Genomic DNA, 23,440 nt, shown 5'->3' on the forward strand with positions numbered 1-23,440 from the left:
ATTCATTTACTATTACAATTCATCAAATTCATCAATTTCAGCTTTACGCTTTAAAAATAGTTCCATATCTTTATTTTCTCTTTCTATTAATCCAAGAGCATGTGTATCATCCAAAGCTAACTCTTTATATCCCCATATATAATCTATATATGTATTTTTAACATGTCTGTGATCTGCACAGTACCATTCTAAAGGTTGTAGGGCATCGGATATTTTAAATAATTCTGCTGGATACCATGATGGCATATTTTCACGTTCTCCTAAAATTAAATATGTCAACTCACCACTTTGTAACTTGCATATGCCATAAACAATATACTCCTTTTTAATAACTAAACTGAATATTTCCTCGGTTGCCTTTGTTAGATAATCTCCAGTATTGTACAAACAAGTTACTTTCATAATAAACGCCCCTTATTTATTTTTTATCTTTAAATTTAAAATCATCAAATTCACCAGTTTTTGTATTTTTAACATAATGTATTTCCACCCCATTTACATTATGGGCCATTTTGACCCACCCGTCTTCCTTAGGCCATCTAGGATCTGTCATAGGTACCCTTATTTCCTTACCTTGTGGATTTGATCTAACTTCTTTCATTGCAAGTTGCTCTTCTAATGAATTAGCTGTTGTTCTACCAGTAGAACCTCTTCCTAATATTTTTACTTCATGGTTTGTATTCTTCGCAGCCTTCTCAAGATTTTTCGCTTTCTTTTCAATATCCTCAACAGTGCCAACTACCTTTCCGATAGTTTTTACAGTTTTTATAGTTCCACCAGTAAGTACTGATGCAACACCAAACGCGTAATCAGATGGTTTGTATTTGTCTTTTTCGCCCATTTCATGGCCTTGTACCAATTGAATAATTTCTTTTGGCACATTAATAATTGGCCAAGCATCCAATGTGACATTCATGAATTTAGTCGTATCTCGATCAGCTTGTTCAAGCTCTTTCATTTTTTCTGGTGTAACACCAAAATCACGGAAAGCATTAGTTAAATCAATATTGCCAACGTTGATGGCAGCAGCAGGTATATCAATTTTATGGCTTGCTATTTTATTAGCTGAGTCCATAAATGTATTTGCAAGATCTATTCCCATATTGAAATCTGTGAAGAATCCTGGGACTTTCGCATCTAACGCTTGTAAATCTTGTGCAATGACTGGAACGTTTTTCCTTGTTACTTGAACAAGTTCCTCCATTCCAGGCTTCGCCTCTTCTATTGAATGTTTCAAGCGAATAGAACTATTTATGACTGGTCCTAAGTCTTTAATGGCGCCAGATAATCCCTTCGATAACTCTTGCATATCCAATGTGATTTGATGAGTAAGTGCGTTAATATCTTTTTGCAATTCAAGAACTTTACCCGCAACCACATCTAATTCTTGATAAGTTTTCTCATACGCTTGAGCCATAGATACATATTGTTGAAGTATAAAAACATATGTATCCATACTAAAATCTAGTAATTCTTTCCCATCGGCTCCAAGCAATTTTACTAGCTCTTTCCTTTGTGTAACCGTTAAGTTTTTTATGTCACCTTTCATGGCATTCACTAATTCTTCTAACTTATCATGCGCTTCTTTAATGACTTGCCTTTTATACTGTACATCTTGCTTTGCATCATTAATGCCTCTGGAAAGATTCTCTAAGTTTTCTGCATCATCTACCCAACGTTGTTCTTCTTCTTCTAAAATTTTGATCGTGTTATTTATGTATGTTTCGTCACTTTTTAAGTAATCTAATACACCTTCAAATATCTTTACTTTTCCATCAAGTAAAGTAAGTGGACTTTTAGCCTCCTGATCGAAAATAATGGCATCATGAATACGCACATATCCTTTTTCACCTTGGTAATTAACCTCATACCAAGAACCGACTTTCCCCACTACTTCTATCACTTCACCCTTATTCACACTTTTTGCACGTAATGCTTTTTTCAAGTCTGGCTCAGGATATACTTTTTTAACAAGGGATTCTAATGTAACCCACCCTTTAATCATTTCTCCGTCTTGATTAAAGGAGAATTTCTTGTCTTTATATGTAAAATCTCCTGTTTGTAATGCACCTGAAGGCTGTAGTAAATACCAATTAAACTCTTGTTTCATCCAACCATTTCTTGATTCATGAGAAGCATCAAAATAATACGGTTTCCCATCAACATGTGTAAATCCTGATTGTACAGGACCTAACGGGCCAAAGTAATAGATTTTTCCGTCAATATGTTGGATTCCAGTTTGTACCACGCCATCGGTTCCCAAATAATAATCGTATCCATTTGTATGTACCCATCCAGTTTGCATAAAACCATCGGTACCAAAATAATAACGTTTTCCATCAATTGATTGAAAACCTGTTATTCTTTGCCCATCTTTTTTATAATACGTCCATTTTCCTTCTTCTTGTACCCATCCTTGTTTATTATCTAAATAGAGTGCTTCTTTTAATTGATCAATCCATTGTAATCCATTCGCAAGAAGAGTTAAATCACTATCTAATTGTTTATCAAATTTCTTGTGAATATTAGGAGGAAAGTACTTTTCAGGATCTTTATGATACTCCGTTATCATAAAATGAGACAAATTCGTTGCTTCTTTTGCTACATCCCATGAACGAACTGGTGATTCACCAATTACAACAGACTCCAGTACTCGAACATATCCAATTTCTCCTTGGTATTTTACCTGATACCATAAACCTTGCTTGGATATGACCTCTAAAACATCTCCATCCTTTACAGTCTTAGATTTAAATAGAAATTTTGTTTCTGGCTTTGGATAGATTCTTTTAACAGTAGAACGAAGAGTAATCCATCCTTTTTCCATATCCCCGTATTTATTTATTTCAAATGGTTTTCCTTGATAGTTAAATGTTCCTGTCACATACTTCCCATCTTTTAAATAACTCCATGAAGTTGCAGAAAAACTCCATCCGGTCTTTAGTTTATCAGGTTCACTATAATATAAAGTATCTTTCCCTACCTGCTTTCTTCCTTCAAATAGCCTTCCATCTTTAAAAAAGGAGTACTCTATTCCATCTAACGTAATGTTATCTCTTTGCTTACTCCCATCTTTGTCGTAATAATACCAATTCTCCTTTTCCTTCACCCAGCCAACCGATTCATTGTTTTTTATACCTGATGTTGCCATGATTGTCCTATATAAGAACACAGAAAATTGCTCTCTTGTGACAAGTCCATTTGGATTAAAATTGCCATCACCAGTACCATTTGTGATTTTATTTCCAGCTAATATTTTGACATATTCGTTAGCCCAATGACCTTTCATATCCGTAAAGTCAAAATTCCCTTGCGGTTTTAAATCGAATGTTCTGACAAGCACTGCAGCCATTTCAGCACGCGTCATATTATTTTTCGGATTAAATTGTTTCTCTACATTTACGCTAAATATGCCCCGTGCAGTAAGTGCCAAAATTTCCTTTTTAAAATTGCTGTCACCAATATCAACAAATGGATTATTAGTACTATCTTGCGGTTTTAAATATCGGTACAAGAAAGCAGCAAGATGTTCGCGAATAATAGGATCAGCTGCACCGAAATACCCATTTCCGTATCCTGTTATAATCTTATTCTCCGCCATATACATCATTTCTTTATACGCCCAGTGGGTTTTAGGAACGTCAATAAAAGATGATGAATTCACTTGATCATTTTGTTCTGCATACGCTGTTCCTACTGTACTGAATAATAAAATACATACCATAAAACTTAAAAATAATTTCTTAATTGTGTTCATAATAGCTCCTATTCAATTGTTAAAAATATAATTGCAAAATCAGCACTTATTTTATCCCTCATTTACGGCATTTTATATGATTATCAAATTTCTATTCATACTGATATTTCGCATAAGGACAAACTAAGTCATTCTGTCTAAACAATAATTAATTCATAAGATGTTTCATTTTTTAAATGTAGTAGTCCGTTTATAGGGCCTTCTTAATATACAGTAAAACCGATTTTTTAATTTGAAAATCTCTTAGTGTAAAATTCGCATTATGTTGACGAGATCCATAATAATACCAGTCTCCTTTCTCTTTGACGCGACATATTTGATTTAAAACTTCGACTTCCTCTGTAAACATTGGTGCATAGGTAGAAAATAATTAAAATAATGATAATATAAGTCCTATGATTTTCTTCATACTCGCATCTCCTTATCAATTTGTTAAAAACTTTTTAATTATATATTAGGTTGTATTTTTATTTAAATAAAAAAATATAAATTATGCATAATTGCATATTTATATTCTCAATAGAGTGTACCCTATTGAGAATATATCTTTTCCTTGATATTATTAACCTCAGAGACTCTCAATAACACTTATCAAAAACATATGCAAAAAGAGGGATAAAAATGGTCTATGGATACGCTCGTGTAAGTGCACAAGATCAAAATCTAGATACACAAATTGAAAAGCTCATGAAATATGGAGTAGATGAAATTGTTAAAGAGAAAATAAGTGGAGTAACAAATCAAAAGCCAGAGTTAGACATTATACTGTCAAAACTAACTCCTGGGGATACTTTGGTCGTAACTAGAATGGATCGTTTAGATAGAAATACCATTCAGCTACTACAGTTAGTAGAACAACTTCGGGAAAAGGATGTTCACTTTGCAATTTTAAATTTAGGAATAGATACTAGAACTCCAACAGGAAAATTCTTTTTAACTGTCATGGCTGCCTTTAGTGAATTAGATCGTGAAATGATTAAAGAAAAACAACATGCGGGAATAAAGCTAGCAAAACAAAAAGGAGTATATAGAGGAAGAATGAAGAAATACACAGATAAACATCCTGGCATGAACCATGCAATTGAATTACGAAAACATACCAATAAAACAGTAAAAGAAATATGTCAGATTACAGGAGTGAGTCAGGCCGCTCTATATCGTAGATTAAAAGAACTTGAATAAAGTTCTTTTTTATATTTGTAATTAAATCCCAGAGTGACCCCTCATCTCCCGAATCGTTTCCGTACCCCTATTTGATAATTATTATATTATTTATAGACTTGACCCGTCGGCACGAGGAGGATATATAAAATGCATGCATTCAAACGAAAGTCCATTAAACTTTCCATTTTAGGTATAGTTATTTTTTTAGTATTAGGGGGACTAGGACTTTTCCTCATCAATAAGGGGTTTATTTCAATTTTCCAAGATAAGGTTTATAAACAAACTGATAAAAATCCAATCCATTTTGAAGAAATTGATACGTTTTTATTTACTACACATATACCAGAGGGGCATGAAGCGATTTGGAACCAACTACAACAATATGAAGAGCAAAAAGATTTACGAATCAGCATGGCAAACTTAGTAGATATAAAATCCCAACAAACAAGAGAATTAACCACGAAAAAATACAGTCCTTTCTTTCATGTATCAAATTATTCAGAAAGTAAGGTACCCATAAAGGTAACATTATATAAAAATCATGAAGTCAAGTATGAAAAGACATTGCAACCAGGTGATATGTTTGAAAGAAACGAACAACTAGGTCGAGGTAAATATAGTCTAAAACTAGAAAGTATAGGTCAAGGTTATTGCAAAGCTAAAGGAGCTATAACTACTGGGGATATTAATTGGGATTAGGAAAAAGCTAAGGAAGACTTTCTCATTTTGAAAGTCTTCCTTTTTATATAAGTTGCATCTAGCTTCCAAGATAATATTCTTTTTGAACTGTTTCTCTTTAAAGTATTGCATTTGTGATTCTCTTTACTCCTTTTTTCAAGAATGTAAATTCAATTACACAACTTCGCAACAGAACCTAAGAAACCACGAATTTTTTAGAAAAAGCTTGGGAGTTTTCACAGCTTATTTACTACTCATATAAAGATCAATTTTGTACCAGGGTCTTTTTAAGTATCTTTTAAAATAATTAAAGGTTAATTTTATTTAGAAGTGCTAACTTATTAGTTGTAAATAATAAGTAATCTAATTTCTTTGTTCTAATAAAGATATGTTCTGAATGCTGAAAGCATTTTCCGATATTAACCACTTTAGTAGTGTCTGTAATATTATTATTATTTTTATAAACTTTAAGTATGTCCTCTAAGGGAATACTTATCATTGCACTTTGCCATATAATAGTCATTGTTTCTTTTGATTTTATAATTTCAATTTCTTTCATATTACTATTAACTCCCTAATATATTTAAGTTTGTTTATATAATATAAACTCAATATTAAGAGCATAAACCCTCCAATTTCATTAATATTTTCACAGCCATTTTGTAAATACAAGTATTTATGAAAAAAGAGGATTAATTAATCCTATACCCATATATTTTGAGATAGGGCGCTATAGGGACGCAGCAAAAATTCCTTCTTTTTGGGGCCATTCAAAGAAACAGATAGGATTCAAAAAATCAATTGGATCCCATCTGTTTCTAATCTTTGTTAATATATATATAATTTCGAAAGATCTTCTTCTAACAAACTGGAATTATAATTAGGGGCTAGTACAATGTTTGTGTATGTTCCTACACCTGAAAGGTACTTGTATTTATGTTTAAAACCGGATGGAATAAAAACAGATGCAGGGCTTTCAATGATTTCCACGTCTCCTTCGATTTCCACTTCACATATAAGCCCTGTCCCATCTATGTTATTACCCCAAAAAATAAAAGCACTATCACAATGATGTGCATGATAATCCACATGCCCTTCCAAGTTTTCGTCCATATGTTGATTACAGAATATACGTTGTATTACATAAAATGATGCACGCTCATCTGTTCTATGATCCATTTGTACCCATCGTTCCCCTGGTCCATCCCTATGATACAAAAGTTCAGACGCCCCTTTTACAAATGGTTTGCTAACGCGTAAATTCTTTGAAAGGCGAGGGCCTTTTCTTTCTACCCGTTTTTGTTGTATCTTCCTCACTCTTCCTATCATTTCAGGTTGAATTCCTTCATATGCTAAAACATTATGATTCACAGCTTTTATGTGATAAGGTGCTATATGTGTAAAAACATTTTTTCCAATGATAGGTCTCCAATGATCAACTTTACAACCTGTAGCCAATTGAAGAGATTGTGTTAATTCTGGAATCATTTTTAATTGAAAGTATTGATTATATTTTTGTGATAACAGAACAGATAAATTTAGTAAATCAACAATCCCAGCCCGTTCACCTATCCCGCATAAAGTTGCATCAATGACAGAAGCCCCAGCATCAATAGCCGCAAGAGCATTCGCTAGTGCTAGTCCTAAATCATTATGTAGGTGTACTTCAATTTCACAGGGGAATGTTTCAACCGCTTTCTTGACTATGGTTGCACACTCATTAGGTTCCCAAATTCCCACCGTATCAGCTAAGCTAATTCGATTTGCTCCAGCTTCAGATGCAATGTGTCCAAGGTAAGCGATATCTTCCCAGGTAGTTCTGGAAGCATCTTCAATTGTAAATCTGGTTTTCATTCCTAAAGTGTTAGCTTCTTCAATTGCTTCCTTCACTTGGCTTACCACATAATCTTTTGATCGATTGGTATACTTTGTTTGCAAAGAAATTGGATTAATAGACGCCCAAATTCCTACCCAATCGGCACCTGCTCGATAAGCAGCATGAACTTCTTCTTTTTTTGCTCGAGCATGCATTAAAATATCAGCATGTTCTGCAGAGGCAGCAACCTCTTGGCAGATCTCCTCTTCTTCACGAGAAACCCCAGGATGTCCAACCTCAATTAAGGTGATTCCAAAATCCTCCAGCGTATGAAGCAGGTTAATTTTATCTTCTTTTGAAAAACGGACGCCACATTGTTGTTCGCCTTCGCGTAAAGTGGCATCTAATATTGTTATATTCTGGCTCATTACTCTTTTCCTTCTTTCATTTCTATAAAGTTCAATACTTGTTCAAATAGTATAGGGTGATTTTTTTCATAAACAGCCCAGTGCGTAGCATCAGGAATCACAACTTCCTTTTTGTGTTTGGCACCTGTTAATTTTGACAACATATCTCTATCGGCAAATAAATCATCTTCTCCATAAATAACCAGCACAGGAGAAGTAATCTGAGATGCATCATATAAAGGACGGTTATTCCAAATAGAATATAAATCTTGAAGAGGCCCCATCGGTCGACGAATTATGCCATTATTTTTCTCGCTAATTGGATCTGAGCGAAGAAATACTTCTTTTACAGAATCCATAGCTTCATTTGTTACAATTTTTTTCTCGCCCATCATCATATGCCAGTGATGCATTCCTTTATCAAAGTCTACAGCTTGATAAGAGGGTGCATGAGGATTAAATTCCCCTCGCTGTAACGGATTGTCAAAGGGCTCTGTCATCATTGGAAGCGTAAATCCATGCATGTATCCATATAAAACAAGTGTATTAACATCATTAGAATGTGATATTGCATAATTTCCAGCTACCACTCCCCCATATGACCAGCCAACAAGATGAATTTTTTTTACATTCCTTTTACTTTTAATCCAATTCACAACCGTTTCTAAATCTTTTGTTGCATCGTCCAAATGAATGATTGGTTTATTTTGGTTAGGCGGTTCTGACATTTCTTTCGGTCTTGAAGATTGCCCAAATCCTCTAAAATCCATTGCCCACGTGTCATATCCTTTTTTAGCATACGCATCCATCCATGAGTATTTTGATACATCAAAAGCTTCTGCAGTAGGAACGCTAAACGGTTCTAAAAACAAAATGATTTCGTCAGATGTATACTGTTTTTTGGTATTTATACTTTTATGAAGTAAAAATAATGTTTCGTCTTCTTGTGAAATTTTATATTCTTCTTTTGCTATTTTAGATTCTTTGCTCTTCTTTGGAACCTCTTGGTGATTAGAACAGCTAGACAGTAAAAGAATAAAGAATACTCCTATTAAACTTATATATCTCCAATTTTTCTTCATTTTTAAATTCCCTTTCATTTCATAGAAATGATGGCTATAATTCCAGCTGCAATAATTAATCCAGCTGGTAACCCCTTTGTAAACAATACGGCAATCAGAGTACCAATTAAAACGCCTAATAATATGGTAGGATTCATAGGTAGAACCCCTACCCCTTTTCCTCCTATAAACGACACCATAAAACCCGCTAAAATTGATCCCAAACCAATAGGAGAGGTAATACATTTTATTATGTTTTCAATGGTAATCTTCCCAGATGTGATGGGCACTAAAAGAAATAACATGAGAAAGAAAATTCCAATCGGAAAGGCATATTGTTGAATATAATGCAATATCGCTTTTTGCCCAATAGCAAGCAACACACCTAGTAAACTTGCGGCACTAGCTAATGCATAATCTTTAACAACCAAAGCGAGTATAAAAATAATTCCTAGCAGTATAAAAGAAACCATATATTTTCCCTCTTCTATAAAGTTGTATAATTCCAACTGCCGTTTTCAGGTTCACATACCTGTATCATATTTGGATCTGAAAGGTTAATTTGTATAATATTTGGACTGGTTATAGGTTGTAAATCTTCTCGATTTACAATAAACTTGAATGCTTCAAAGCTTGCTAGAATCCCAACAATATTTGCAACAGGAGATAGTACAGCCCATGGGCGATCTTTTTTCACATAGCTATTCGCCCACTGTTCATCTGCACCATGTTTGATAGAATACAGAGCACGTCCATCTTTTAAACTATGAATTCTATTTTGCATTTCAGGCGTCAGTTCTTGTTGATAAGACGGATATCCTAATGCAATTTCATAAGGGACAGATTCAGGAGTTAATGACATTACCCCACCTCTAAAAGGAGGAGTAACAGCAATCCAGATAGAAGGAATTCCTAAAGCTTGAGCCGTACGGTGAATAATAACTCTTGCGACCAAATTATCAGTAGCATCTATAATGATATCTGTATTTGCTAGCAGATCTTTTGCGTTATTTTCTGTAACAAACTCTTGTGTGATCTTTACTTGTAGTAAAGGATTAATGTCTTTTAAGGTTTCTAGAGCCACAAGTGCCTTTGACTTCCCTAAATTACTTATAGAGCTAAGCATTTGTCGATTAATATTACTCGCTTCAAAAACATCCTGATCAATCACATGAAGATTTCCTATCCCCATTCGTGCCAACTGGATAAGTGTAATCCCCCCTACTCCTCCAGCACCCACTACAGTAACACGAGCATTCTTTAATTTCTTCTGTTCTTCTATAGAAATTACACCAATATTTCGTGTAAAGCTCTCTTCATATATATTTTGTGTATTTAAATTTTCAGTGAACAAATTTGCTTCCCCCTTATAATGTTGCATAATCCCAACCGTTTTCTGGTGCTTCTTTTACCTGGACAGGAGTAAGACTATCTACATCTATAACTATGCCCTTTGGTGCTCTAGCTAAAGGTTCACGACCTGTTAGCACTTGAATTGCTTCATGAAAACTAAAAAGTGATAAAAGATGAGCACGCATAGGGGTAATAATCCACCCTACTTTTCCATCGCAAAAATCTTGTGCCCAATCTTCTGGTGCTCCTTTTTCGACTGAATACCATGCTCTTTTTTTCTTGACATCAGCAATTTGTTGCCTTAGTTTAGGATCTGTTAATTTTGAACCTACAATCGACACATTCAATGCCTCCTCATAAGGAATTCCAGTTGGATAGAATGTAGAAACAAATCCTCTTGTAGGTGGACTACCTGACATCCCTACACTCGGTATACCTAATTCCCTAGCTGTTCTATGTATAATTACCCTGGAAGGCATATCATCGACAGCTTCTACCACAATATCGTGTCCTTTTATCAGTTCCATTACATTGTCTTCATCTACTTTTGCTTGTAAGAAGTTTGTTGAAATATAGGGATGTATATCTTTTACTACCTGTTCTGCAACTTTTGCTTTTGGTGTTCCCACCACACTAGAAAGGGCTAACATTTGTCTGTTTATATTAGATATTTCAAATTCATCTGGATCGACCCCTGTAATATGCCCAATCCCCATCCTAGAAAAGAGGATTGCTTCGTAACCTCCTACTCCCCCTAACCCAAAGATAATTACTCTTTTATTCCTAAGACATTCTTGTTCCGCTTTTGAATAAACACCAATATTCTTTTTTACCATTTCCCAGTAATAGGAATCCATATCCATTTCAAAACCTCCTGTATATGTAATAATTATTTTGAAAAAGACTAGCTATATAAAATAATCATTACATATAACAATAAGATTGAAATATGTTATTTTTGTGAGTTATCTGTAAAAAGAAATAAAATTTTCAAGTTATTTATCTTTTGGGTTCTAATGCTGGAGATAAAAGACTTTGAATCTCTTGAGCAAATAGTTGTAATTCATCAGATACAGAAATAGACATACAAAAACGCCATCCTTCCCTATTGCCATTGCACCGTTAGATTGTAAATAGTACCAACTTCTATTTTTTGTAACCAATTTGTTTTCATTGATCCATTTGCATTTAAGTAGTACCAATTTTTATTTTCTTTCAACCATACAGTAGACATAGCGCCGTTATTATCAAATTAATACATTTTTCCATTCATAGTATTAAATTTTGTAGCCTTGGGACCTTTTTCATAAGAGTAGTACCATTTTCCATTGATATTTTCCAATCTTTAACCATCGTTCTATCTTCGTTACATTGTAGATATCATTACACATCTAGTAGCTTAAGAAATTAATTGTCCCAAAAATAAAAAATATAAGTCAAATTCTCATTAATAACTGTAAAAAGATAGGGTTTTCGTTATTAAAACTTTTTAGCAGAACCTGTTAACCTTCGGAAATCATCGATGTCATCTTTTGTTTTTTAATAATTCTGATATATTGTAGACAAATTTCGACAATATATGCTATATTTTACCCAAGCATCAAATGGTTAGAATCTTCAAACTAATTTGGTATTAACTATAATATTTGTTTGAAATTTATCTAATCTTGATGCTGTTTGTGAAGTAGCTCTATATTCAACTAGAGAGAAGGAAATGTAAAAAGGTATAAGAATGATTAACTATTATGAATATGCATTACATCAACTGTTTCGAATGATTCAGAAGGATTTTAGACAGTGGCTTCTAATTAAATTCAGTGATTAGAGTAGATTGATTGTTTTTACTTTATTACTAGTAAATGATGTTAGCGCTTTTATTGGAAAAGAAGATGTTGGAAATGATGCAATTGTCTATGTATCGTATATTCGGAAAAATTTATCATGATGATTTTTTAAAGAGGAGTTATATAGAAAGGAGAGATTTATATATAAGTAATATTAATTCTGGATAAACTCAGCTAAGTTCTGTTGTAACTATCTATTAAATTCATTTCATTTAGGAGGGGTAATATGAAATTAATATCAAAGATAGTAATGATTGCGTTAATTGTATTAAGTACATTTGCATTCAACTTAGGTGGACAATTTGATAAGGATTATCTTTCTAGCTCAAAAGCATATGCGGATGTAATCAAGGCACTCCCACAAAATGCGTCAAATATAGAGTTAGAGTATGCTCCTGTGTATGACTACGACACAGACGGGTGTTATGCGACTGCAGCAATTTCTCCAGATGGCACGACTAACCCTGGTCTAAGTTTGGGCGGTTCGCTGAGCGGTAACTGTAGAGATCTTCGCCAACTGGAAAATTCAAACACTTATTCTCGGGCCAAATCAAATAATGGTTGGACTGCAATTATGTATGCGAGTTACTTTGAGAAAGATCAAATGACTCCCAACGCTGCTGTGGGTGGACATCGACATGACTGGGAACACACAATAGTTTGGGTTAAAGATGGTCAGGTTCAATATGTAACTTATTCAGCACATGGTAACTGGTACACTAATCCTCGCTCAAGCGTCAGATTCGATGGAAAACACCCGAAAATTGTATACCATAAGGACGGCTGGGGGACACATGCTTTTCGCCTGGCTAATAGCAATGACGAGCCGCCAGAAAACCATTATCACCAGTGGCTCCATCTACCAATGGTTGGTTGGAATGGCTATCCAAGCCTAGCTATCCGAGAAAAATTAATGACTACGAACTTTGGATCTGCAACAATTGAAATCAAAGATGGAAATTTTGAAAAATCCCTTGAGGAAGCAAAGCCACCTATTAGCTTTGACCCTTACGCACCGGAACTGGAAGATGGTGGTACTTACCAAATAGTTTCTACTTTAAATAATAGTAGTGTCGTTGACTTAAATCAAGCAGATGGAAATGTTCTGTTGTGGCAAAATGGCAACGCTAATAATCAAAAGTGGAAGCTAGTATATGATTCAAATAAAAATGCATATCAATTTAAAAGTGTCACAAATGAAAATTTTATATTAACCTGGAATGATTCTAATGGTTCCAATAATGTAGTTGCTACATCTAATCAAAATAAGGAAGAGCAATATTGGATACCAACAGAAGCAGGAAATGGATATTATTATGTAAGGAATAAGAAGGATCCAAGCAAAGTGTTAGATGTAAGTGGTTCTGGTACTGCAAATGGAACAAATGTTACAGTATATAATTTCCATGGTGGTAATAATCAAAAATTCAAATTGTCTAATGTAACAGGAAATTTAACAAGAGAGATAGATTCACTTTATCGTGCGCAGCCTGGTCAAAGCAGCAGATCAAGTGATAATTTTTCACTTGATCATCTTGCGGCAGGTACCAAAGTACGAGTTGTTTTGGAAGGAGAAGGTGCTACCTCTTTGTCATTTAGTGTTGCAAAAGATATACGTAATGGTTCAGACCGTGGGATTTGGTCAAATGTTAGAGATGGTTCTATTCTAACGATTCCTTCAGGAGATGATAGAAAGAATTTGTATATCGCAGGCCCTCCTAGTGGATATACTTCTAACGGTACATTTAAAGTGAAATTCTACGCTCTTCCAAACTAAAAAATATTATATCTATTCCTTTTATATTAATCTAATTAGAAAAGGAGTATGCATATTTCAAAAGTTTTTTTCGGCTTGCTCGATTGGATTAACTATATTAATAGGAAATATAGTATTCTGTTGCAGAAGTTTTCTCCACTTAAAAATATAGGATAAACATAAATTCCTCGTTATAATATTAAAAAAGTAAATTACCAATCCAAAACTTTACTTTTGGGAATATCAATTGATATTCCCACCTCCTATAAAGAGAGAAGAAGTTATATCCTTCTTCTCTCTTTATTTTCAAGAATTTCATATTTGATAAAACACCCTAAATATTATAAATATCTTTCAATAGTCTTATTTTTTTCTAATGTTATGGGAAGAGTAAACCAAAATTCACTTCCTTGTTTACCATCTAAACGATTTCGCATGCCGATTTTTCCATTATGTAGTTCAATCAATGATTTTGCAATAGCTAGCCCGAGGCCCGAACCTCCTGACTGTGAACTTCTCGATTGATCTGTTCTATAGAAACGTTCAAATATACGTAATTGGTCACTTGAAGAAATACCTTTCCCCTCATCACGTATAATAAATTCTACTTGTTGAGTTTGCTTATCTTCTTCTACAATTAATACGATTTCTCCCGACACTGGGGAATATCGAATAGCATTATGTAATAGATTACTCATAACACGTACGATTTTACATGGCATAATCCAAAGTTGAGGTAGTGTATCAGAGACGTGTATTTTTAATTCAATCTGTTTTTCTGACAATAAAACCGAATGAGACTCCAGTACCTCTAATAGAACGTTGTCCACATGAGATAAACTTGGGTGAAAATCATCTTGTCCACTCTCTAACTTGGAAAGATCGAATAGGTTGTTAATTAGCCCACTTAATCGTTGAATTTCTTTTAGAATTGTGGCTAAGTACTTCTTTTTCATTGCAGGATCTTCAATTAGATTATCTTGCAAAGCCTCAATCATTAATTGCATGCTAGACATAGGTGTTCGTAAATCATGTGAAATATTCGTAACTAGCTCATTACGTGCTTTTTCTGCTTCTTCTAATTTGGTAAATCCCTCTTCTAAATTTTGAGCCATCTGCTGAAAAGCAGTTGCCAATTCTTTAAACTCTCGTGGTTCTTTTCCAATTATGTAAGTTGTCTTGAACTGCCTATCACCAAATTGTTTTGTTAATTCCATTAAGTTTTGGATAGACCTCATAATTGGGCGTGTCATTAGCCAAAAAATAATTGTTGAACCAATCGTTGCTAAAATAGCAATTCCTGTTAATAATTTTGTTTGTTCAGGTGCAAGTAACATTCTCTTATCACTATACCAAATAGCAATCAACATGATACTGGTGCTAAATAGATTCATGAGTAATAATTGATATCGTAATTTCATGTTTCATTTCCTCCATTTGGCTCAAAACGATAACCAATGCCCCAAACCGTATGAATCCAACGTGTTTGTTTTGCATGCTTCTCCAATTTTTCTCGTAAACGCCCTATTAATACAGTAACTGTATTCGTATTTCCTTCATATTCAAAATCCCAAATGAGATCCAAAAGTTGTGATCGAGAAAAAACCTGCTTTGGGTGCTTAGCCATGATACATAGCACTTCAAACTCTTTAACTGTTAACTCCACTTTATTTCCGTAAACAAATACGCATCGTGTATTTAGATAAATTTCTAAACCTAGAAATTCTATCACTTGTGATACAGGCTCTTTCTCTGGGAGTGCTATCTGATTACCTCTTCTCAATATAATTTGAACCCTTAATACTAATTCACGGGGTGAAAAAGGTTTTGTCACGTAATCATCTGCCCCCATTGTTAAGCCTAAAATTCTATCCCTTTCTTCTCCCCTAGCAGTCAACATTATAATAGGGACATTGGATTGTTGACGAATTTTCTCACATAATTCCCAACCATCCATTTTTGGTATCATCAAATCTAAAATAATTAAGTCAGGTTGATATTGATTGAATCTATTCCATCCCTCTTCTCCATTTATAGCTGTATAGACTTCATACCCTTCCCTATCTAAGTACCTCTTACATACTTCCAGGATATTTGCTTCATCCTCTATAATTAAAATTCTGTTTTTCACCCGTACAACTCCTTTGCTTTTCACTACTAATGAAAAAGATAATTCTCTGATAAAATTACCTCTCATAAATTTTTAAAAGTTATATACAATGATGATAACTAACAAATGTATTCAATCTGAATCATATCTCCCTTGAAATCAGCATAAAACATTATACAAGTTCTTACGATTGTTTGCCCATATAAAAAAACGTGATCCCCCTTTTTTAGTCTTGGGGCATCACGTTTTTTTAGTTTAATGGCGAGATTACCTTATCCCCTATTACCCTTTGTTTCATACGTTCTAACAGCCATGTATAGTTGATATTAGATGGCGTTGTCTGTTCTTATCCAAAGCTTTTCTTTATTTGCAACAATTGGAGCTAGTCCTTTATCTGCAAAAGAATTGCTCTCTTTTACTGAGCTCTAGTTAGATTCCATATATTATTCCCATTACCAGTACCGTATTTCATATAATTATTGTCATATTCCCGCTGTATATAGTTACCATTAGATTGTATTTTGAACAGTTTATAGAATGTTGGACTATCGGATACAGAATTAAATTTAAAAGTACTTGCATTTCGTTTTTGGTCTAAATGAATATAACCATCCTGAAGTTTTAAATAGGCATAATCTGAATAAATAGGATTTGCGAATTTAATTAATACCTCTTCATCTTTTTTGATCGGTTGTCCAGGTTTAGGTTGACCTACTCTTTCGATAACTAGATTCACTTTTTCAGAGCTAGAAAGTTCACTCTGAAGGTATTCCCATTTATTGCTGGCATGATGACTTCCCCAATATCTTTTATATGTGTCTGGATTATTATCTGCTATAGTATAAGAAGCCCCCTCTACAACAAATTCACCTGAATTATCTACTACATAATTATCAAATTCGGCATTATATTTAACAACGGTAGAAATCTTGTTTGTAGGTAATTTATTTTGTGAATCCTGGACTTCAAATGTAACTTTATTTGACGGTAAAAATTCACCAAATGGTACATTTTCTCTAGACTCATATATGTGTCCATTCCCACTTCTAACTAATGTTACTTTTTTCGTAGAACCTTGTCTAGTTTCATAGGAAGCGGAGATTTCATTTTTTGCTCCAAATAAACCAGGTGAGATTGTTGCACGAATCTTTTTTGTAATAGGATCATAACTACTTTCTTCTAATTTTGGTGGCTGTAAGTTTTCGAAAGCCCCGTGTTTAGCGTTAGTATATAAACCCACATTCTCATTATTTTTATAATTTTCCAATGTAGTACCATAACTAGCTGCGTTGGAAGATGAAACAACTTCTATAGAATTATTTCTTGTAGACTTGCTCACAATATTATTTACTTTACTTGTATCTATATTTACATGTTTAAACACTTCGTTATATGATAAAGCTGGATACTCACCGCGAGATCCCTTTGGAGTATATACTCTAAACTTAGGCTTATTTCCAATGTCTGTTTCTAATTCCTCTGTAGTTGCATTTACTCTAGATTCATATTTTCCTGAATCTCCTAAATTCATGAATTCTCCATCTTTCTCGATAGATACATCCATTGTACTTGTAGGTAACACTTCAATCGCAAGAAGCTCCCCTTGTTCAACGGCTTTTAATTCATCTAACGATAAGAAAATATTCACATCTGCTTGTCCCTCTAAACTGTCGATGACTACTTCTGTTTTATTTCGTCCACCTTTTTCAGTACTTAGGTAGTTTGCCTTATAACGATCTTGTGTTGCTTTTACAGTATTAATAATTTTATTTCCTAAACGAATATTAAAATGCGGTGATACATTTTCAGCAGATGAGGTACCTACATTTTTATATTCCAGGTGTACGCGTACTTTTGCTGCTTTCGCTGTATCCACAGTTGTTGCGGTAGACCAATCAAAATTATTTGTATAACTCTCCGTTTCAGTAGTTGTTTTTGAATATCCGTATCCCACGTTTACTGAAACACTTCCGGAAGGAACAGGACCGGCTGCTGAGCCTTCTACACCACCGGTACCAGTTAGGCCTACATTAAATGAATGTTGTGTAGCTACACTTTTTTCCCATCCTCTGCTAATCGATCCACCGTTATTATCCGTAATGGTTGCAATAGGGATTACTTCGATTCGTTTCAAACCAATTTGTAGATTGGGTATATTAGCAACTATAGGGTTAAAGTCCGTATCAGAATTACTGTTATAATTCTCAACTTCATACATGTCTGTAAAAGGATCTCCATCTGAATTTGCACTCATAGGATTTGAAATAAATTTGAGCTTTCCTTTATCCTTCTCGGGATCCCATGCTAGTGCTTCATTTTTTCCGGTTTTTCGATTAAACTCAATTTTATAACCATTCTTCTCCAAATCGTTTGAGATACCATCGTTATCCCAATCATTATTTTGAACATCAATGTTTTCTGTCATCAACTTTCCTATTTTATCATTAGTATCATAAACAGGATTTTTTCCTTCTTTTGCATTTGCATCTTCTTTAAATATTTCAACTTTGCTTCCTTCCGTTGGAAGACTTGTTTCTGCTAATGTAGGTGAAGCTAGTGTTAAAGCCATTGTTAAACTCCCTACTACACTAAGCGTGGGTTTTAATTTCTTCATCTTTGTTTTCCTCCAAATTGCCTTTATATAATTTAAATACCAATTAGAAATAAAATATTTTTAAAAGGGTATTTTTTAACTTGACCTCATCATATCCGTTAAGTCTTACAAAACGCTAACGTAAATATAACAAAAGTCTTGCAAAGCTATAAAAAATTAAATTAGTGGTTTTTTGCAAAATTTTTAAATACCCCAAAATAGTAAATGAAGTACATATTACCCTACTTATACTTATAAATTTTATATGCAAAACTATTAAATTTGCTTATAGGGGTCACCATACATCACTATCAAGCTAAGCTCATACAACATCAATCATAGTAGAGGTTGCTTCTTTTTTCTAAAGGCTACTGTGTAGGAAATGGTGCCCCCTATTTATCGATCAATATCAATGGTTAATTAAAGCGATGACCTCACTACTTATAGGTTTTTAATAAATTAGTATAAAAATAATAAAATATAAAAAGAATATGTTAAATAGCTCTTAATCTACTTGTAATGGATTATTTTTTATTTAGCCCTTATCGTATTACCTTATTGAATAAAACCTCTTATAAAAGAATCTGAAAGGTCGTTTTTAAGTTATAAAAACTAATTTTCAGATTCTTTGTAAATAAAAAGAAAAAGGGTCCGTTTTATGGGCCCTTTTTTCTTTTATCATTTTAACTTAATGTAATCTGTGTTGTCCTGATAATTGCTCTTCAGCCATTCGAACTAAGCGTTTTGTAATTTCTCCACCGACAGAGCCGTTTGCACGTGATGATGTATCTGGTCCAAGTGTGACTCCTAATTCACGGGCAATTTCATACTTCATTTGCTCAATAGCACTTGCTGCAGCAGAAATAAGAATTTCATTTGTATTACTTTCATGTCTTTGAATATTCATAATTGCACCTCCACTATATTTGTATATAACATGTGCTTAATTATGATATTTATACGTAAGTAAACTATTTTCTTCTATTATTTTTAGGAGGACTCTTTTTCGTTCTTTCTTTACCATATTCCACTAACTGAATTTGAAACACACCCGAATCCTGAATTCCTAACACATTCATTTCTTCTATAAATGAACGCCAGGACTCTACCTTTATTGATTTTTCTTGGCCATTTCTTAATAGGGTAGCACGCACATTTTAACGTTTTTTTACTCTAAGGGATTCTCAAAACTTAATAACACAATTTGAATTGAGATTTTGATTTAAAGATGAGTTTTGAGACACTATTCAAGATATTTTCAGCATATTTTAGGTTGAAGTTCATTCGTCTCAAATACCTACGCGTTTTTGAGACTTCCTTATGCTTTCTATTTGTATTTGATAGTTAAAAAAACCTAAAATATACATAAACGTGCACATTTTAGGCTTATTATTTTTTATTAGGGTAAAGATACTCCTTAGCGACAGAAAGATGGTCAAGAGATTTCATCCAAAAAAAATCGTGTATAATAGTTGAAGAATCCATTTCAATGTATAGAACACTATACTATTCGAAATAACATCAGAATCTAGGAGGGATATAATGAACGATACGCTTGATCTATTTCGTTACCATGTTTGGGCTAATAAAAGAGTTTTTGATCATTTAAAGAAACTTCCTGAAGATCTGTACCGTAGACCATTAAAAAGTGTATTTCCTACCATCAGCGACGCATTAGCACATATCTATTCTGTGGATAATACTTGGATAAGCATAATGTCCCATGAAAGTCCTGAGGACATTTACGCTGCAATGACGAGCTCGCGTGAAGAGGTAACCGATGCCACGCTCGATGCATTTGAGGCTTACTATGATAAAATAGCGGCTCGATATGAAGAGTTTATTTTGAACCATCAATCTGATTTAGAGACAATATCTGAGTATCCGCTTAAATTCGGTGTGATGCGGGCTAATTACAACGATCTCATTAGGCACGTGGTTAATCACGGCACATATCATCGTGGTAACATTACTGCAATGCTTAGACAAATGGATTATGAAGGTATTGCCACAGACTATGGATTTTACCTTTTTGAACTGAAACGATGAACACTCCTTCGGGAGTGTTTCTTTATAAAGATCGTTCTCGATTTGTTTCCGAAGTATTTTCTCCTGTATTTTCTCCACGTTTCCAATCGTTACATATAAATCTAGGGCGAATTGATACCCATCTACGATATTCGTAAATTTAATTCCTTAGCGTATATTTTCGTTAACATGTAGTCTTAACGTACAGAATCCACGAAATGTTGGTTCTATCCCATGCCCATCAACTTAAGAATTCAGAATTACCCCATAACGAAAATTATTTGCATGACGTTATATTTAGAGTAATTATCTTGATTATTTTTAACATCCCCTTACTTCTTAAACTGATGTATTGGGAGACCACTCCATATACATCAGTTTTCAAAAATTAAATACTTTATTTACCAAGTTAATATAATTTGCCTCCGAATAAGAGACAGTAGAATTTCTAAATCTTTATTTTAATATGAATTAATTCAAGCGTATTCCTTCGAATGCATTTATTACCAAGTCATGCACATAGGAATCATCCAACTTTTCACCGGTTACTAGCAACCGATAAAAAATTGGTCCGTAAATGAGATCGATACTTAAGTCAACATCGAGATTTTCTTTTAATTCGCCTCTTTTAATTCCCTTCTCCAGGAGTTGCTTTGCTTGCAGGCGACGTGGCTGGAAATATCGAGTACGATATTCCTCTGCCAGCTTTGAGTCAAATTGTCCTTCCCCAACTAACTCAGTAATAATAGTCCCTTCCCGACTTATCAAAAATTTGGTTAAACTTGTAGCATGAATTAAAATATCATTCAATGCTGAGCCTGTGTCAGGTATAGGCAATCTAGATGCGGCAGCAAAAAGAAAACCATCCATTACTACAGCAGCCTTATTAGGCCACCATTTATAAATCGTAGCTTTACTAACTTTAGCATGTTCTGCAATTTTATCGACTGTGACTGCTTTAAAGCCACTTTCCAGTAATAACTCATAAGATGCAGAAAGAATAGCTTTTTGGGTTTCGATATTACGCGGTCTACCTCTTTTACCTTGCACATTAATCATTCCTTTCAAGAACATAAACTATACGTTTAGTATACTTAATATGAACAAAATATAAAATAGCCTATTTACAAAACTGAACGTTTAGTATATATTTTATTTAATTAATAAACTGAACGTTTAGTTTATTAATTGTTAAGGAATCTTGTAATGGTCATGGCTTTGTCTAAGTTTCAAAATACACCAAGGTAATTCTGAAATAAAAGTATGGGGGGAAATAGTTATGTCTAATTTTAAAAATAAAGCAAGTGATAAGGAAATTTCATCGGGTTTAATGATTCTTCTGGCAACCGCATGTGGTATCATCGTGGCTAATCTTTATTATGCACAGCCTTTAATTGGGTTAATTAGTAATGTAATTGGTCTTTCTAACAGTGGTGCTGGATTAATTGTAACGCTAACCCAGATTGGATATGTTGTTGGCTTACTATTTTTTGTACCCTTGGGGGATATTGTTGAGAATAAAAAGTTGATAATTATATTGTTATTACTAAGTGCAGTTGCTCTAACTGCCACAGTTTTTGTAAAGAGCGCAATCATGTTATTAGTAGCTTCATTCTTTATCGGACTGGGATCGGTCGCAGCGCAAGTGCTCGTACCTTTTGTGTCATACCTTTCATCGGAAGATGCACGAGGGCGTGTAGTTGGTAATGTCATGAGTGGACTGTTATTAGGTATTATGCTTGCTCGCCCGATATCTAGTCTAGTAGCTGATATCTGGGGATGGAATGCAATATTTGCTTTATCTGCTACTGTAATCATTGTCTTGTCGTTTGTATTATCGAAGGTACTCCCTACTAGAAAACCAACGGAAAAAACAAATTATACCGCCTTACTTAGTTCAATGTGGCAACTACTACGAACTACTCCAATTTTACGCCGTCGTGCAATTTATCATGCTTGTGTATTTGGGGCTTTCAGCTTATTCTGGACCACTGTTCCATTATTATTGTCTAGTCCTGCTTTTCATTTTTCCCAGACTGTCATAGCATTATATGCACTTGTCGGAATTACAGGTGCAATAGCCGCTCCAATAGGTGGTCGTCTAGCTGATCTTGGCTGGACACGACCCGCCACTGGGATAGCTCTCACTGTTGTTATTATTTCTTTATTACTACCACTTATTATTCAAAGTAGTTCGCCCATAGGAATAGCTGTTTTAGTAATTGCTGCAATTCTGTTGGATATGGGAGTATCTGCAAACCTTGTGCTTAGCCAACGTTTAATTTTCTCGTTGAGTCCAGAAATTCGTAGTCGATTAAATGGGCTATTTATGGCTATTTTCTTTTTAGGAGGTGCTGTTGGATCCTTTATTGGTGGATGGGCATACGCCTTAGGCGGATGGAGTCTAACATTATGGATAGGAATCGCTTTTCCTACCATGGCCCTGCTTTATTTTGCCACAGAAAAATAGTTCTATAATCAAATTTTAGCAGTCAAGATACTGGCTGCTAAAATTTAATTATCTGAGATTTTAAAATTATTTACGAATTGTATTGAGCTTTTGGTGCAGATTTAAAGTTTTAAAAACTTCTAAATTCTGGTTAGAGAAGTATGAAATAGAAGTGATGGGACGTCAGGGGAAAGGAAATCAAGAGCTAATTATCCAAAGATGATTACATAATAGGTATTATCTAAATCTATTCAAACTTGAAAGTTCACTAGATTGGAACATTTATTTGAATGCAACTATGCTAAAATAGTAAATGTACCGTTAATCTTTCAGCGAATGTATAATGGCTTTTGTTACGATTTAATGTATAGTTGTAAAATAAAAAACCACTACTTAAAGTATTGGTTTTTTATTTTACAGTTAA

19 protein-coding genes are annotated in these 23,440 nt (G+C 34.0%); 5 read left to right on the plus strand and 14 right to left on the minus strand.

Annotated elements, in window-relative coordinates; translation table 11 throughout:
- Window positions 1-12: 12 nt before the first annotated feature.
- A complete protein-coding gene (locus tag QO049_RS24245; protein WP_098213469.1) occupies window positions 13-402 on the minus strand; it encodes a hypothetical protein in 390 nt (129 codons plus the stop codon).
- A 16-nt stretch (window positions 403-418) separates the two neighbouring features.
- Complete coding sequence (locus QO049_RS24250) at window positions 419-3,757, minus strand: S-layer homology domain-containing protein (RefSeq protein WP_284489556.1); 3,339 nt, start codon at window positions 3,755-3,757, stop codon at window positions 419-421.
- A gap of 621 nt (window positions 3,758-4,378) precedes the next feature.
- Between QO049_RS24250 and QO049_RS24255 the strand changes: the two genes are divergently transcribed.
- The gene (locus QO049_RS24255) at window positions 4,379-4,939 is read left to right on the plus strand and encodes a recombinase family protein (protein WP_284489557.1); all 561 of its coding nucleotides are present in this window, start codon (window positions 4,379-4,381) and stop codon (window positions 4,937-4,939) included.
- Window positions 4,940-5,068: 129 nt separating this feature from the next.
- Window positions 5,069-5,620 (plus strand): hypothetical protein, encoded by a 552-nt coding sequence (locus tag QO049_RS24260; protein WP_284489558.1) that lies wholly within the window; start codon window positions 5,069-5,071, stop codon window positions 5,618-5,620.
- Between the two features lie 286 nt (window positions 5,621-5,906).
- Here QO049_RS24260 and QO049_RS24265 read toward each other — a convergent pair whose 3' ends face one another.
- From QO049_RS24265 to QO049_RS30795, 7 genes are all read right to left on the minus strand, one after another.
- Window positions 5,907-6,158 (minus strand): SunI/YnzG family protein, encoded by a 252-nt coding sequence (locus QO049_RS24265; RefSeq protein ID WP_065705835.1) that lies wholly within the window; start codon window positions 6,156-6,158, stop codon window positions 5,907-5,909.
- Between the two features lie 269 nt (window positions 6,159-6,427).
- Window positions 6,428-7,843, minus strand: coding sequence for a homocitrate synthase/isopropylmalate synthase family protein (locus QO049_RS24270; RefSeq protein ID WP_246963688.1), 1,416 nt, complete (start codon window positions 7,841-7,843; stop codon window positions 6,428-6,430).
- The gene (locus tag QO049_RS24275) at window positions 7,843-8,904 is read right to left on the minus strand and encodes an alpha/beta hydrolase (RefSeq protein ID WP_246963687.1); all 1,062 of its coding nucleotides are present in this window, start codon (window positions 8,902-8,904) and stop codon (window positions 7,843-7,845) included. The genes QO049_RS24270 and QO049_RS24275 overlap by 1 nt, the downstream gene beginning before the upstream one ends.
- A 14-nt stretch (window positions 8,905-8,918) precedes the next feature.
- Window positions 8,919-9,356 carry a DUF441 family protein gene (locus tag QO049_RS24280; RefSeq protein ID WP_065705829.1) on the minus strand — a complete coding sequence of 146 codons (438 nt, stop codon included), beginning with the start codon at window positions 9,354-9,356 and terminating at the stop codon, window positions 8,919-8,921.
- 14 nt (window positions 9,357-9,370) lie between these two features.
- Window positions 9,371-10,264 (minus strand): HesA/MoeB/ThiF family protein, encoded by an 894-nt coding sequence (locus QO049_RS24285; RefSeq protein WP_423774767.1) that lies wholly within the window; start codon window positions 10,262-10,264, stop codon window positions 9,371-9,373.
- A complete protein-coding gene (locus tag QO049_RS24290; protein ID WP_087965507.1) occupies window positions 10,251-11,099 on the minus strand; it encodes a HesA/MoeB/ThiF family protein in 849 nt (282 codons plus the stop codon). The genes QO049_RS24285 and QO049_RS24290 overlap by 14 nt, the downstream gene beginning before the upstream one ends.
- Window positions 11,100-11,341: 242 nt before the next feature.
- On the minus strand, window positions 11,342-11,470 hold the full coding sequence (locus tag QO049_RS30795) for a hypothetical protein (protein WP_180985147.1): 129 nt from the start codon (window positions 11,468-11,470) through the stop codon (window positions 11,342-11,344).
- Window positions 11,471-12,306: 836 nt separating this feature from the next.
- Between QO049_RS30795 and QO049_RS24295 the strand changes: the two genes are divergently transcribed.
- Complete coding sequence (locus tag QO049_RS24295; RefSeq protein WP_246963685.1) at window positions 12,307-13,857, plus strand: NPP1 family protein; 1,551 nt, start codon at window positions 12,307-12,309, stop codon at window positions 13,855-13,857.
- A gap of 320 nt (window positions 13,858-14,177) precedes the next feature.
- On the opposite strand, the gene QO049_RS24300 is transcribed toward QO049_RS24295, so the two are convergent.
- The 4 genes from QO049_RS24300 to QO049_RS24315 all read right to left on the minus strand — a co-directional run bounded on the left by QO049_RS24300 (window position 14,178) and on the right by QO049_RS24315 (window position 19,446).
- The gene (locus QO049_RS24300) at window positions 14,178-15,257 is read right to left on the minus strand and encodes a sensor histidine kinase (protein WP_246963684.1); all 1,080 of its coding nucleotides are present in this window, start codon (window positions 15,255-15,257) and stop codon (window positions 14,178-14,180) included.
- Window positions 15,254-15,967: a response regulator transcription factor gene (locus QO049_RS24305; protein WP_087997531.1), complete on the minus strand. Its 714-nt coding sequence runs from the start codon at window positions 15,965-15,967 to the stop codon at window positions 15,254-15,256. The genes QO049_RS24300 and QO049_RS24305 overlap by 4 nt, the downstream gene beginning before the upstream one ends.
- A 394-nt stretch (window positions 15,968-16,361) precedes the next feature.
- Window positions 16,362-18,560 (minus strand): binary toxin-like calcium binding domain-containing protein, encoded by a 2,199-nt coding sequence (locus tag QO049_RS24310; RefSeq protein ID WP_284489559.1) that lies wholly within the window; start codon window positions 18,558-18,560, stop codon window positions 16,362-16,364.
- A 667-nt stretch (window positions 18,561-19,227) separates the two neighbouring features.
- A complete protein-coding gene (locus QO049_RS24315) occupies window positions 19,228-19,446 on the minus strand; it encodes an alpha/beta-type small acid-soluble spore protein (protein ID WP_001025757.1) in 219 nt (72 codons plus the stop codon).
- A gap of 635 nt (window positions 19,447-20,081) precedes the next feature.
- Here QO049_RS24315 and QO049_RS24325 point away from each other — a divergent pair.
- Window positions 20,082-20,588, plus strand: a complete 507-nt coding sequence (locus QO049_RS24325) for a DinB family protein (RefSeq protein WP_246963681.1) — start codon at window positions 20,082-20,084, stop codon at window positions 20,586-20,588.
- Window positions 20,589-21,038: 450 nt separating this feature from the next.
- Here the strand turns inward: QO049_RS24325 and QO049_RS24330 are convergent, their stop codons facing one another.
- Window positions 21,039-21,626, minus strand: coding sequence for a TetR/AcrR family transcriptional regulator (locus QO049_RS24330; RefSeq protein ID WP_141241159.1), 588 nt, complete (start codon window positions 21,624-21,626; stop codon window positions 21,039-21,041).
- Window positions 21,627-21,846: 220 nt separating this feature from the next.
- On the opposite strand from QO049_RS24330, the gene QO049_RS24335 reads away from it, so the two are divergent.
- Window positions 21,847-23,037, plus strand: a complete 1,191-nt coding sequence (locus QO049_RS24335) for an MFS transporter (protein WP_095691700.1) — start codon at window positions 21,847-21,849, stop codon at window positions 23,035-23,037.
- Window positions 23,038-23,440 lie beyond the last annotated feature (403 nt).

It is taken from the genome of Bacillus sp. RB3 (assembly GCF_030164735.1).
Taxonomy (GTDB): Bacteria; Bacillota; Bacilli; order Bacillales; family Bacillaceae_G; genus Bacillus_A; species Bacillus_A cereus.